This is a genomic window from Pseudoalteromonas sp. AOP7-A1-14 (assembly GCF_052376275.1).
In the GTDB taxonomy this organism is placed as follows: domain Bacteria; phylum Pseudomonadota; class Gammaproteobacteria; order Enterobacterales; family Alteromonadaceae; genus Pseudoalteromonas.
Genome location: NZ_JBQSVO010000101.1, coordinates 1 through 13,907, shown reverse-complemented (window position 1 = coordinate 13,907; position 13,907 = coordinate 1). Strand labels below are relative to the sequence as shown.

Genomic DNA, 13,907 nt, shown 5'->3' with positions numbered 1-13,907 from the left:
GTTAAATTAAAAAATATAGATATAAAATAACCATTAATTTTCAAGGTTGGAATTTATATCTTAAAGTTAAAGATTTTTAGCATATATATTGCTAACTATTTTTTTGTCAGCTTAGATAAAAAATCAATTATCCACGCTATTTGCATTAAGATCCTCGTCATACTTTTAGACTATAGGCGAGATCTCTATGACAGCATTAAACAACCAGAATTTACTACAACTTCGCTTTGTAAACCAAGCTCATATTGACGCAGTTAAGCCATCTTTTGCAAACCTTCCAGCTAACCCATATGCGGATGGTGCATTTCGCAAGCGCCGTTACTCGGTGATAAAAGTAATCGGTGAAGAGTTACAATTACAGAAAACCAAAGCATTTGTACAAGACGATTCAATTAATACCTTCCAAGGTAATATTGAACGCACTTATGAAAACTTAGAGCAAAGCTTGCTTGAAAGTGAAGGCATGAAAAGTATTGTAAATGAGTTTCGAGCAATTACCGGAATTGATGAACAGCGTGACATTGAAATCCATCAATTTAGAATGTTAGCTATTGATAGTGATACTCCTCCTGCGCCAGAAGGTATTCATCAGGATGGTTTTGATCATGTATGCATATGTGGTGTGTCTCACGAAAACTTAGAAGGGGGCGAGCTATTGGTATATGAAAACAAACAAGCTGAACCCTGTTTTAAAATGGAAATAAAAGACGGTATGTTTGCGCTTATCAACGACCGCGAAGTATGGCACAACGCCACACCGATGAATAAAATAAATGACAGCCAAGAAGGTTATCTTGATTGCTTCGTGCTGACAGCTTAAGGGTTAATGATGAACTTAACACAACTACGTCGTCGATTTCCGGCACTTATGCAGCAAGTAGCTGGTAAGTCACCTATTTTTTTAGATGGTCCAGGTGGTTCGCAAGTACCGCAGCAAGTGCTTAGCGCCATGTCAGCTTATTTAGGCTATTTTAACTCAAACTTGGGCGGGGCGTTTTTCTCAAGCGCTAAAACGGTTGAGTTAATGGTAAATGCACGTCAAGCCGTGGCCGATTTACTCAATGCATCATCGGAGGAGCAAATCGTCTTTGGTGCGAATATGACCAGCCTGACATTTAGCCTGAGCCGTGCGATTTCCCGTGATTGGCAAGTCGGCGATGAAATAATTGTGACTAATGCTGATCATTTCTCAAACGTATCATCTTGGCAACAAGCTGCAGAAGATAAAGGTGCTAAAGTAAATACTGCACTTATCAATGAAGATGATTGCAGCCTAGACTTAGCTTATTTTGAGAGCTTACTTAATACCAATACTAAATTAGTCGCCGTGACTTATGCATCTAACACTACAGGATCTATTAACGATATCAAACGTATTGTAGAGCTTGCACATAAAGTCGGTGCACTTGTGTATGTCGACGCGGTTCATTATGCGCCCCACGAGTTGATTGATGTACAAGCTTTAAACTGTGATTTTTTAGCATGCTCAGCCTATAAGTTTTTTGGCCCGCATGTGGGTATTGTTTATGGTAAACGCGCGCACCTTGAAGGGTTTACGCCATATAAAGTAGAGCCTGCAAAAGATATTATTCCTGGGCGTTGGGAAACTGGTACGCAAAGCTTTGAAGCATTAGCGGGATTAGTTGCAGCAGTTGATTATATTGCCGATATTAGCGAGCTTAGTGAAAGCTATTCACGCCGTGAAAAACTAACAGCTGCTTTTACCAAAACAAAGCAGCACGAAATGGCACTTAGTGAGCACTTTCTAACACGGTTAGTTAATTATCCAAAAATAAAATTGTTTGGTATTGATGACCTAGATCGCTTAAGCGAGCGCACTCCAACGTTTGCGCTTACATTTGAAGGGCTTGAACCACGTAAAGTCTCTGAGTTTTTAGGTAAGCATCATGTGTGCGTATGGGATGGGAACTTTTATGCTCAAGGTTTATGTAAACAACTAAAAGTGCTCGATAAAGGCGGTGTAGTCCGTATTGGTTGTATGCACTACAACACCATCGAAGAGCTTGATAAGTTGTTTGATTTATTTGATGAACTTTTAGGGTAAATATTGAAGGAGCAAGGTCAAAGTTTTAGTGGAGCTTTGACCTTGCAAATTGAATATTAAGATCGTGGTTGCCCGTAAATCTGTTCGGCGTGGTTAAATAATACCCACGAAGTTAAAATATACTTGTCGTTTGATATGGGCTTATTTCCACGGTGAGTATGGGTAAAGTAACCGGGGGCTATAACCATACTGCCTTGTTTGGGTGATATTTTACGCTCTTGGTAATAAAACTCGGTTTCGCCACCTTCTTCAACATCATTTAAGTAGAACATAAATAACAGTACCCGATGCAGCGCGTCATTATGGCCTGCTTGTGGGTAAACTTCACTATGCCAATAAGGGTAGCCGCCTTTATTTGTTTGATATTTTTGTGCTTGAATATTACCTAAACGAAAAATTTGTTGTACGAGTAAAGGTAATTGCGGTTTACCTATCTCATCAAAGTTAGCTTGGGTTAAATCTGTCGGTACTCCCGTCTTTGGGTGATGCACTTTTAAACCAAATGCCCCAATCATCATAAAAATATGTTCTTCAATGTACTTAAAAATATAACCCGCAGTGGTTTGTTGAATATGTTTTAGATGTTCAGCGTATTCACTGTGGTTATTTAGGTATAAGTCATGACTGTCTTTTTTTGCTAAATCAATTCCGCCTGACGTCATACCTTGTTTTAAATGCGGGCTTTGCTCAAACATCGTGATAAAGTTATTGCAAAATTCTTTGCTTAGGGCGTTATCGTAAACGCGAATAAAGTCCGTCATGAATTACCTTTATAAATTATTATTGGATTGTTATGTTTATTGAAAAACTAATGCCACGCTTTAGCGAAACTGATGTACTTGGCCACATCAACAATACCGTACTCCCCGTTTGGTTTGAAGCCGCACGGGCGCCTATTTTTAGGTTTTTCACCCCTGATTTAAATCCCCACGATTGGAAGTTGATTATTGCCAATATTGAAGTGAGCTTTGTGGGTGAGCTATTTTATGGCTTGGAAGTGACTATTAAAAGTAGCATAGAAAAAGTTGGCAATAGTTCATTTACAGTACGCCAAGAGGCTTATCAGAATGACAAATGTTGTGCGGTAGGTAAAACAGTTATGGTTCGCTATGATTTTGCTAATAAAGCCAAGCAAGTACTATCGGAGCAAGAAAAAGCAGATTTATCTGAGCACTTAAATTAATACTAATTTAGGTGAGCTAAAGAATGCAGAAGAGGTTGGTATAAGCGTACTCGCTTTATCTATTATTCACATTTGTGCTTAACGTTTTTGCGTAACATTAACTGAAAGTTACTATGGATTGGGGTAGAATGCGCACAGCTACAGGCAACACCACCCTTTTTTACATATAACGAGCCACTTACCCAATGCTGTTAATGATCGATAACTACGATTCGTTTACTTACAACCTAGTGCAATATTTTCAGCGCTTAGGTCAAGAAGTGTTAGTAAAACGCAACAATGACATAACGGTTAGTCAAATAAAGGCCCTTAACCCTCAGCATATCGTGCTATCGCCCGGGCCGTGCTCTCCTAGTGAAGCGGGTATTTCGTTATCCGTAGTAGAGCAGCTAAAAGGTACTTACCCCATACTGGGAATTTGCTTAGGGCATCAAACCATAGCCCAAGCTCTTGGTGCTAAAATTGTTCGTGCTAAGCAAGTTATGCATGGAAAAACATCGCCTATATTTCACCAGCAACAAGGGGTCTTTAATGGCTTAGCTAACCCGCTTACGGTGTGTCGTTATCATTCATTAATAGTTGATAAGCAAACACTCCCTGATGAATTATCGATAACAGCGTGGACGCAGCACAAAAATGGTGATGTTGATGAAATAATGGGGTTGTTACATCAAGAGTTAGCGTTGGAAGGAGTGCAATTTCACCCGGAAGCTATTTTAACTGAGGAAGGGCTTGAATTACTTGCTAACTTTTTAACTCGCTTCTAATCTTAAAACGTCAACAACACACAGCAGGTGTGCTTAATGAACGGGCAGACTATTTATTGCTTGGTCATAATTTTGCTCAGCAGCAAATAGGCTTTATCCAAACATTAGATCTAAACGATGATGAGCCACTTAAACAATGCACCTTGCTTGAAGTGGAAGTTGCTGCACATAAAGTGAGGTAGAAACCAGTGCTGCTCATCATAAGTATCGTGCGAAAGCGAGTGAAGAGCTGCACCAAATTATTGGCAATGCAATGGCCAAACAGCTTTAAAATATAGACGGCATTATCCATGACACCATCGGCATAGAAGATAACGTACCGGCGATATTAGACATGCTGGCAGTTAAATCAGCATCAGTTGGCCGTTTAGAGCCGGCTTAAGTTGGCTTGGTCGAGAGCTTGTCGCTTTGGTTAATGTACCCGTATTATGTGGGTTAGCTGAGCACCTGTTAATTAAAGAGGATGAAAAAAATCAGCTGGTTTGATTATTTTAACTTTAGCCAAGCTGAGATCAAGGCACTCCAAAAAGGTAACTTTCAGAATTTTAATATTAAAAATAGCCTAAATATTGCGCTTTACTTTAATAGTTAACCATTATTTCAGCTCTTTTTTTGATTTATCGCTAATTTTTTTGCGACTATTCATTCACTGTTAAACATAACTACTACCCATGCTTTTTATGCCTCAAGTGCTGCTTGGCTGTATGGAGTGCCGCCTTATGTCTTAAGTCGAGCTGTATTCAGTTACTCAAATAGTTATTCACTATCTTTGAAATTATATCTCAAAGCCTTTATTTCAAAGGGCTACATGAAAGTTTTAGAAGAGACAATAGTGAATAATTCTGGAATAATAAACGACTGAAAATTGAACCAGAGAGTATTTATCTGCAATTTACGCTATGCTGATTTGCACCTTATTAAAGTAGTGAAATAACTATTTTTACTTTCTGCGTACTAACAATTAAGAGGATATAAAATGACAGTCAACCGCGAATTATTTGATCAAGTAATGGTTCCTAACTACGCCCCTTCAAGTGTAATTCCAGTTCGAGGCGAAGGCTCTCGCGTATGGGACCAAGAAGGTCGTGAATTTATCGATTTTGCCGGTGGTATTGCGGTTAACTGTCTAGGTCATTGTCATCCAGCATTAGTGAATGCACTAAAAGAGCAGGGCGAGAAGATTTGGCACTTATCAAATGTAATGACTAATGAGCCTGCATTACGCTTAGCTAAAAAGTTAGTTGATGCAACTTTTGCTGATAAAGTTTATTTTGCCAACTCAGGCGCTGAAGCAAACGAAGCGGCGCTTAAATTAGCTCGTCGCTTTGCGCTTGATAACCACGGCGAACAAAAGTCACAAATTATTTCATTTAATAAAGGCTTCCACGGTCGCACATTTTTTACAGTCACTGTGGGCGGCCAAACGTCTTATTCAGACGGCTTTGGTCCTAAACCTGGTGATATTGTACATTGTGATTATAATGACTTAGCTGCTTTTGAAGCGCTAATCTCTGATAAAACATGCGCAGTAATGATGGAACCTTTACAAGGTGAAGGCGGTATTATTTCGCCTACTGACGAGTTTGTACAAGGCGTGCGCGAGCTATGTACTAAGCATAATGCACTGCTTATTTTTGATGAAGTGCAGACGGGTGTAGGCCGCACTGGTGAACTTTATGCTTATCAAGGTCTAAATGTAACGCCAGATATTTTAACCAGTGCAAAAGCGTTGGGTGGTGGTTTCCCAATAGGGGCGATGCTAACGACTACTGATATTGCGAAACACCTTAAAGTAGGTACGCATGGTTCAACGTACGGTGGTAATCCACTGGCATGTGCGGTTTCAGAAGCAGCATTTGACACAGTTAACACTACTGAAGTGCTTGATGGCGTAAAAGCAAAGTCAGCGCTTTTTCACGAGCTTTTAACTGCAATTAACGAAAAATACCAGGTGTTTTCTGAAATTCGCGGACAAGGTTTATTAATTGGTGCTGCGGTTAATGAAACATTTAAAGGTCGTGCCAAAGAGTTTTTAGTCGCTGCAACTGGTGAGGGGGTTATGTCACTGGTTGCTGGTGCTGATGTGATCCGCTTTACACCATCACTAGTTATACCAGATAGCGATATCCGCGAAGGTATGGCGCGCTTTGAAAAAGCCGTAGCCAAAATTGTTAATGGTTAATCGCTAGGCACCCATTATTAAATAAGGGCAAGGTTCACTTGCCCTGATATTCTAATTTACCGTTATTTTATAAGGGAGCAAGCGGACTCATGATGATCCTTCGCCCAATCCAGCAATCTGATTACCCAGCATTATTGAATATTGCCCATGAATCAGGGCATGGTTTTACGTCTTTACCTAATAATGAAGAGTTATTACAAAAGAGAATAGACCGCTCAGTAGGCTCTTTCGCAAAAAGTACAGATCATCCTGGTGATGAAGGTTACTTGTTTGTTCTTGAAGATAGCGAAACAGGTGAAGTGGTAGGTACTTCAGGTATTGAAGCCGCAGTAGGTTTAGATGATGCGTTTTACCATTATCATTTAAGTAAAGCTATTCACTCATCACGCACCCTTGATGTTTATAAAGCGGTCGATATCCTAACTTTATGTAACGATTACACCGGCGCTACAGAGTTATGTACGCTATTTTTAAAAGATGGCTACCGCAAAGATAACAATGGTCGTTTACTATCTAAATCACGCTTTATGTTTATTAAGCAGCATCAAGAACGCTTTGCACAAACATTAATTGCTGAAATGCGCGGTGTATCTGACGAAAATGGCGACAGCCCTTTTTGGCAATGGCTGGAAGAGCATTTTTTCTCAATGGATTTCCCTACAGCGGATTACTTAAGTGGCATTGGCCAAAAAGTATTTATTGCTGAATTAATGCCTAAATACCCGATTTACGTCAATTTACTTAGTAAAGATGCTCAAGCCGTAATCGGCAAAGTGCACGACAACACAGGCCCAGCAATCGGTTTGTTAAAAAGTGAAGGCTTCACCTTTAATGGCTATGTTGATATTTTTGACGCAGGTCCAACTGTTGAAGCAAAAGTAGATAATGTAGCGACTATTCGCAATGCTCATAACTTTACAGTGGTAATAGGCGAAAATAGCGGTGCAACGCCAGTAATGCTTGCTAATGAAAAACTTAGTGATTTTAGAGCAACCGTTGCTGAACTTAATTTTGATGACAGAGCCAAAGAGTTGCTGCTATCGCAAGAAATTGCCGATGCATTACATCTTCAAGCCGGTGACACTGTTACCGCAAGCGCCCTATAATTTAAAGCCCGTTTAAAGGAGAAATCGTATGACTCATCCTGCTCAATTTATTAATGGTCAATGGTCACAAGGCCAAGGTCACGAATTTAAATCAGTTAATCCAGCCAATAACGAGGTTATTTGGCAAGCGCAATCGGCAACTCAAGGCCAAGTTGATGATGCGATAAGCTCTGCTCGTGAAGCATTTTACAGCTGGGCTGATAAAAGCTTTAGCGAACGTTTAGAAATTGTTAAAGCATTTGCTGAGCAACTTAAAGAAAATAGCGAAGAACTGGCTATAACTATCGCGCAAGAAACGGGTAAGCCATTATGGGAAACCCGCACTGAAGCAGGGGCTATGGTAGGTAAAATCGCTATTTCTGAAAAAGCGTTTTTAGAGCGCACCGGTGATGTCGAAAACTCAATGCCGCAAGGTCGCGCGATGATCCGCCATAAACCACACGGTGTCGTTGCGGTATTTGGCCCTTATAATTTTCCTGGGCACTTACCTAATGGTCATATTGTACCGGCACTTTTAGCGGGTAATACCGTGATATTTAAACCATCAGAGTTAACTCCAAAAGTGGCTGAACTAACCTTAAAGTTATGGCAAAAAGCCGGTTTACCGGCGGGCGTAATTAACCTTGTACAAGGTGAAGTAGAAACAGGTAAAGCACTTGCCTCTCATAAAGGTATTGATGGCTTATTCTTTACTGGGTCTTCACGTACAGGTCATATTTTACATGAACAGTTTGCTGGCCAACCAGGTAAAATTTTAGCGCTTGAAATGGGGGGGAATAACCCGTTGATCGTAACTGATGTTGCAGATACGAAAGCGGCAATTCATGACATCGTACAGTCTGCGTTTATTTCAAGTGGTCAACGCTGTACATGTGCGCGCAAGTTGTTTTTACCAGCAGGTGAACAAGGCGATGCAATTTTAGCGGGCTTAATTAAAGCCACTAAAGCAACTAAAGTGGGTAACTTTGATGATGCAGACCAGCCATTTATGGGGTCAATGATCTCATCAGCCGCAGCCGCAGGTATGGCTAAAGCCCAGCAAGAACTGGTTGATTTAGGTGCCAATGTACTCGTTGAGCTTACGCATACTGAGAATACAGGATTTGTAACGCCGGGAATTTTAGATTGCACTGACGTTGCCGACTTCCCTGATGAAGAGCACTTTGGCCCACTTTTAAAAGTATTTCGCTTTAGTGATTTTGACCAAGCAATTGATAAAGCTAACGACACCAGCTTTGGTTTATCAGCAGGCTTATTAAGCGACAACGCTGATGATTACGAGCATTTCTTACGTCGTATTCGCGCTGGTATTGTTAATTGGAATCGTCCAATTACAGGCGCTTCAAGTGCGGCACCATTTGGTGGTATTGGCGCTTCAGGTAACCACCGTGCTAGCGCATACTATGCGGCTGATTACTGTGCTTACCCTGTTGCTTCGGTTGAGCTTGAAAAAGTGGCAATGCCAGCAACCTTAAGCCCAGGCTTAAAAATCGATTAATATTATTGACGAAAAGACGCGTTATCATTAATAATAAAAAAAGCAGCTCAAGCTGCTTTTTTTATTAGCGCTAGGGCAAAGCTAGCATTTAAAAATGTTTTTTAAATCAAGGAAGTTGTAAATTCAATCGATGTAAAAAATGGTTTTAGATAGGCAAGGGTATGATGATTTGATCATGTACCTAACTCAAAATTTAGCACTCTTTTAGAAGCCCAGCAAAGTAAAGCCAGGTGCTCCTTCAATAATGAAGCTTATTGAAGACGACATTGCTGAAAGCGCCATGTTGCTCTGCCAGCAACATACCGAGCTTAGTGCCGAACAACGTAGCCAAATATAGTACGTGAAGTAGACGGTATTGTGTATGACCTGCAAGAAGTGCTTAGCAGCGTAACCAGAAAGTCACAATGGGTCAGCACGCACTTATTAATGAATTTACAAGTCTTGTTAAAAACCTCTTCGACAACGCTGTCGCCTAAGTTTATCGCTTTTCATTGCATCTACGCTTAACTTGCTTACAATCAAGAAAATTTACTTAAGAGATTGAACACATGCAAGCAAATGTAAAATGGGTTGATGGCGATACTTTCCTTGGTCTTTCTAATTCAGGCCACAATATAGTTTTTGATGCTGGTAGTGAAAGTGCTGCGCCAAGTCCAATGGAAATGATGCTGATGTCAGTAGGCTGCTGCTCATCTGTTGATGTTGTCAGCATCTTGAAAAAAACCAAGCAATCATTCTCTGATGTTCAAGTTCAGTTAAGTGCTGAGCGTGCAGAATCAGCGCCACGGGTATTTACTACGATTAATTTACACTTTGTTGTGACTGGTGATAATGTCGCTGAAAAGCACCTTGCAAGAGCGGTTGAATTGTCTGCAGAAAAGTATTGCTCGGTTGCCTTAATGCTTGATAAAACAGTAAAAATCACGCACAGCCACGAAGTTGTTCAAGAACAGTAAAAATAAGGCTTTTTCCAGAAGGAAAATTCGTATAAAATCCGCGAACTTTTAATTCTGCAAGTGCAGATTTCACTCGTTTACAGGTTGGTTTAGCATGAACAAACCCTTCGATAAAATTAAGCTTCATGGCTTTAATAATTTAACCAAAAGCTTAAGCTTTAGTATTTATGATATTTGCTACGCAAAGACAGAGCAACAGCGTAAAGAATATCTAGAATATATCGACGAGCAGTACAGTGCTAACCGGCTTACCGATATTTTAGGCGACGTAGTCGATATTATTGGCGCCAACATTTTGAATATCTCTCGTCAAGATTATGATCCGCAAGGTGCTAGCGTAACTATTCTAATTGCTGAAGAGCCAATCGAGCAACAGCAATCTTATGATGTTGACGAAGCGCCAGGACCACTGCCTGAAACGGTTGTTGCTCACTTAGATAAAAGCCATATTTGTGTGCACACTTATCCAGAAGCACACCCTGATGATGGGATTTGTACATTCCGCGCTGATATCGAAGTATCAACTTGCGGTATTATCTCACCATTAAAAGCGTTAAACTTTTTAATTCATAGCTTAGAGTCTGACGTGGTTACTATTGATTATCGCGTACGTGGCTTTACTCGTGACGTAGATGGTGTGAAGCATTTTATTGATCATGCGATTAATTCTATTCAGAATTACATGACTGAAGATACCAAAGAAGCGTACCACATGATGGATGTAAACGTGTATCAGGAAAATCTTTTCCACACTAAAATGATGCTTAAAGAAACTGACCTCAACGCTTATTTATTTGGTGTTTCAACTGACGATTTATCTGAAGACGAAGAAGAAGCTATTCGCTCTAAATTAACCCGCGAGATGCAAGAAATTTTCTACGGTCGCAACTTACCAGACACAGAATAAGCACATCGATTTAAATTAAAAATGGCGCTCAGTGAGCGCCATTTTTTTATGTCTAAAAAAGCCCAGCTAATTAATTTAGCTGGGCGTTTAAAAAGTTACTTGAGCATACTGTAAATAAGTGCAAATACAGCAAGCGACCCAACCGCTAATATAAACAATGTGCTTAAGCGATTACGATACTTGCTCAGCGCAGGTACTTTGTACACGGCTATCATAGGCATAATAAATAAAATCATCGCGATGATAGGGCCAGATAGCTGATCCATCATGTCTAAAATACTTGGTTTTTTAACCGCGCAAAACCAAATAACAAAAAACATAATTAGCACGCCAATTTTATCGGCTACTTTTGCGCTTAAGCTTGTTTCCTTAGTTACTAAACCGGTAAAGCTTTCGCGTGCATCTAAAAAGTGACCTAAAAATGACGAGGTAATAGCAATAAACGCAACAAGCGGCCCAAGGGTGGCAATAAACGAATTACTCGTGATATTAGGTAGGTACGATAAAATCGATACGTTAGCGGCTTTAGCAGCAGCCATTTTCTCGCCTGTAAGCGACAGCACGCAAGAAAACACAAATAACAGTACAAAGGTAATAAGCAGTAAGCTAGTACGCTTTAAAATAGCCTCTGCTTTGTTAGTAGCTTGATTGCCATAATGACCACGCTGCACATTAACAAAGCTTGAAATAGCCGCTGCATGGCTAAACGAAAATACAATAATAGGAACCGACAGCCACAGCGTTTTAGTAAAGTTGCCCGCTTCAGGTAAGCTCATATCAGGCATTTGCCAGCTAGGTATTAAATAAAGCGATAAAAAGAATAATATACCCACAAGCGGATACACCAAAATTGCAAATGCACGCAGCTAATCGCTCACCGCCCATCATAAGGCTTATCATACCTGCAGCCAATACGCCCGAAAGCAGCACGCGAGATGGCGACTCAAGCCCCATTTGGTTAACCATAAAGCTATCAACGGTATTGGTTAAGCCTACGCCGTAAATAAGCAAAATAGGAAATATAGATAAAAAGTATAATAAAGAGATTAACCTATACGCAGTCACACCAAAGTGCTCCTCAACTACATCGGTAAAATCGGCATCTTTATTTTTAGATGAAAGTACAAAACGCGCTAAACCACGGTGTGCACAAAAGGTCATTGGGAACGCTAAACACGCCAATATAATTAAAGGCCAAAAACCGCCAATACCAATGTTTATGGGTGAAAATAAAATGCCTGCGCCTACAGCGGTGCCAAATAAACTTAGCGTCCACCGCGTATCGTGTAGGTTCCATTTAGAAGTGTGGGTAGGTGTGTGCACCTGATGCATTTGAAAGCGTTGCATCTTGTGATGGTGTCATATGTGTGTGTCCATTATTTATGATAATAATTGCGCCGAAGAATATAATTTTTGGCCGCAACTTTCATGCTTTGGGAGGTTGTAGACTAATTAATTAGACTTAATAGAAGGGTAAGTGTCATGAATACGAAACAGTGGTGTAAAAGTGAGCAAAATCATTAAAAGGCAACACTACATCACACTTTACTGTAGGCTAGTTGGAGCAAAACCCAACACGCTATAGCGTCACGCGAGCAGCAAAGCCAATAGAGGCGGTTTTCATGGCGTGAAAACAGGGAAGGATCATTTTTATTGGTTCCAACTAAAAATAAAAATCTGTTAAGTAGAAGCCATTGTTCGGAACTTCATAAGAGATTTATTCTAAACTCCGTTATACTTCCTGCAATTAAATATGCCAAACGAAGTAAACAGGCCGCTAACTGCAATGAGCAAAGACATTCTTTTCCATACTACTTTTGCGCACGAAACCAGTAAAACATGGATTGTATTTGTTCATGGCGCAGGTGGTAGTTCGGCAATTTGGTTTCGTCAGCTTAAAGCTTATAAAAAAGAATATAATGTGTTGTTGCTTGATCTTCGTGGTCACGGTAAATCGAATAACTTAGTGCAAAACTTTGTTGATAATAATTATTCGTTTAATAATGTCTCTAAAGATATTATTGATGTGTTAGATCATAACAATATCCCCAGCGCACACTTTGTTGGCATTTCATTGGGCACAATACTCATTCGAAATATTGCTGAAATTGCGCCGCACTATGTTTCTAGCATGGTGCTAGGTGGAGCGGTTACTCGCTTTAATACTCGCAGTAATACATTAGTTTATTTAGGTAATACTTTTAAACACTTCTTGCCTTATATGTGGCTGTATCGTTTATTTTCTTTTATTATGATGCCGAAAAGCGTCATAAAGAATCTCGACTTTTGTTTGTTCGTGAAGCAAAGCGCTTGTGCCAAAAAGAGTTTATAAAGTGCTTTAAATTAGCCATGGACGTAAACCCTTTAATGCAGTATTTCAAAGAAAAAGACATTGATATACCCATTCTTTACATTATGGGTAAGGAAGATCATATGTTCCTAGGCCCTGTTAAAGAAATGGTTAAGCGCCATAAAAATAGCGTACTGCAAACTATTCACCATTGCGGCCATGTCTGTAATGTAGAACGCCCCGACTTATTCAATCAGCACTCGCTTGCTTTTATCGCCCAGCAAAATCGTTAAGGGTTGTAGAAGGAATAGGGTCAGGGCTTTCTTTTTTACTTTCGTCCAAAAATAGAGAAATTAAAAACAAGGCCTAGCCTTTATTTTACTCGCGGTGGTTAACAACGAAATTTTAAGATTATTGATTGTACCAGATAGTACAACTATTTAAGGGAGTTTAGGAATAATATGTCGGATAAAAGTAAACTTATTAGTATCGTTATTTTGGCTATCTTTTCTATTATTGGCGTTTTATTTTTGTGGATGTTTAGCCTTGGTGTCGGATTTGGTGGTACTACTGAAACTTGGTCGCATTTTGGGAGCTTTTTTGGTGGTGTATTAGGGCCAGCTCTTGCTTTTTTCTCATTCGTTGGTGTTATTTTTACTGTTTATCTTCAGTCTCAAAGTAATAAAGAACAAACAATTACTAATAGCAATGCTGCGAATGATCGGCTTGAGTCAGTGCGCCTTCAAAAAGAGTTACAAGAAGAAAGTAAAACTCTTTTTGATAGGAAAATTAAGCATGAAAAGCAAATTCAATTACAGACTCTTTTAGTTAAAGATTTTGATGAGATAGAGATGTTTGGAAATGCCGCTATAAATGAAATAGTAAATCCCGATAGGGATAATTGGGAAGCTTTCAATACTTACGTAGGTAAAATTTATGTGTTTGCACCGATG

General features: G+C 39.8%; 12 protein-coding genes and 4 pseudogenes. 14 read left to right on the top strand and 2 right to left on the bottom strand.

Annotated elements, in window-relative coordinates; genetic code table 11:
• The first annotated feature begins 187 nt into the window (after positions 1-187).
• Together ACT3RM_RS14070 and ACT3RM_RS14065 are read left to right on the top strand one after the other, a co-directional pair.
• Positions 188-820: a 2OG-Fe dioxygenase family protein gene (locus tag ACT3RM_RS14070; RefSeq protein ID WP_441834524.1), complete on the top strand. Its 633-nt coding sequence runs from the start codon at positions 188-190 to the stop codon at positions 818-820.
• A 9-nt stretch (positions 821-829) separates the two neighbouring features.
• Positions 830-2,065, top strand: coding sequence for a cysteine desulfurase-like protein (locus ACT3RM_RS14065; RefSeq protein WP_441995134.1), 1,236 nt, complete (start codon positions 830-832; stop codon positions 2,063-2,065).
• Positions 2,066-2,121: 56 nt separating this feature from the next.
• Here ACT3RM_RS14065 and ACT3RM_RS14060 read toward each other — a convergent pair whose 3' ends face one another.
• Entirely contained in the window at positions 2,122-2,826 is a 705-nt protein-coding gene (locus tag ACT3RM_RS14060) for a 2OG-Fe(II) oxygenase (protein WP_441834522.1), read from the bottom strand.
• 32 nt (positions 2,827-2,858) lie between these two features.
• Between ACT3RM_RS14060 and ACT3RM_RS14055 the strand changes: the two genes are divergently transcribed.
• The 10 genes and pseudogenes from ACT3RM_RS14055 (at position 2,859) to speD (ending at position 10,664) form a co-directional block, all read left to right on the top strand.
• The gene (locus ACT3RM_RS14055; protein WP_441834521.1) at positions 2,859-3,248 is read left to right on the top strand and encodes an acyl-CoA thioesterase; all 390 of its coding nucleotides are present in this window, start codon (positions 2,859-2,861) and stop codon (positions 3,246-3,248) included.
• Positions 3,249-3,433: 185 nt separating this feature from the next.
• Complete coding sequence (locus tag ACT3RM_RS14050; RefSeq protein WP_441834520.1) at positions 3,434-4,015, top strand: anthranilate synthase component II; 582 nt, start codon at positions 3,434-3,436, stop codon at positions 4,013-4,015.
• Positions 4,015-4,438, top strand: a pseudogene (locus tag ACT3RM_RS14045) (HDOD domain-containing protein); the annotation flags it as partial. The gene ACT3RM_RS14050 and the pseudogene ACT3RM_RS14045, both read left to right, overlap by 1 nt.
• 553 nt (positions 4,439-4,991) lie before the next feature.
• Positions 4,992-6,197 carry an aspartate aminotransferase family protein gene (locus ACT3RM_RS14040; protein ID WP_441834519.1) on the top strand — a complete coding sequence of 402 codons (1,206 nt, stop codon included), beginning with the start codon at positions 4,992-4,994 and terminating at the stop codon, positions 6,195-6,197.
• An 89-nt stretch (positions 6,198-6,286) separates the two neighbouring features.
• The gene (gene astA / locus ACT3RM_RS14035; RefSeq protein WP_441834518.1) at positions 6,287-7,303 is read left to right on the top strand and encodes an arginine N-succinyltransferase; all 1,017 of its coding nucleotides are present in this window, start codon (positions 6,287-6,289) and stop codon (positions 7,301-7,303) included.
• A 28-nt stretch (positions 7,304-7,331) separates the two neighbouring features.
• Positions 7,332-8,801: a succinylglutamate-semialdehyde dehydrogenase gene (gene astD / locus ACT3RM_RS14030; protein ID WP_441834517.1), complete on the top strand. Its 1,470-nt coding sequence runs from the start codon at positions 7,332-7,334 to the stop codon at positions 8,799-8,801.
• Between the two features lie 139 nt (positions 8,802-8,940).
• Positions 8,941-9,138 (top strand): annotated as a pseudogene (locus tag ACT3RM_RS14025) (DUF3802 family protein).
• Between the two features lie 20 nt (positions 9,139-9,158).
• On the top strand, positions 9,159-9,308 hold the full coding sequence (locus ACT3RM_RS14020; RefSeq protein WP_441834516.1) for a hypothetical protein: 150 nt from the start codon (positions 9,159-9,161) through the stop codon (positions 9,306-9,308).
• 41 nt (positions 9,309-9,349) lie between these two features.
• Positions 9,350-9,757: an OsmC family protein gene (locus tag ACT3RM_RS14015; protein WP_441834515.1), complete on the top strand. Its 408-nt coding sequence runs from the start codon at positions 9,350-9,352 to the stop codon at positions 9,755-9,757.
• Positions 9,758-9,851: 94 nt separating this feature from the next.
• On the top strand, positions 9,852-10,664 hold the full coding sequence (speD, locus tag ACT3RM_RS14010) for an adenosylmethionine decarboxylase (RefSeq protein WP_441834514.1): 813 nt from the start codon (positions 9,852-9,854) through the stop codon (positions 10,662-10,664).
• 95 nt (positions 10,665-10,759) lie between these two features.
• Here speD and ACT3RM_RS14005 read toward each other — a convergent pair.
• Positions 10,760-12,027: pseudogene (locus tag ACT3RM_RS14005) on the bottom strand (HAAAP family serine/threonine permease).
• Positions 12,028-12,450: 423 nt separating this feature from the next.
• Here ACT3RM_RS14005 and ACT3RM_RS14000 point away from each other — a divergent pair.
• Both ACT3RM_RS14000 and ACT3RM_RS13995 read left to right on the top strand, forming a co-directional pair.
• Positions 12,451-13,247, top strand: a pseudogene (locus tag ACT3RM_RS14000) (alpha/beta fold hydrolase).
• Positions 13,248-13,415: 168 nt separating this feature from the next.
• A partial coding sequence (locus tag ACT3RM_RS13995; RefSeq protein WP_441992776.1) for a hypothetical protein occupies positions 13,416-13,907 on the top strand: 492 nt, incomplete at its 3' end.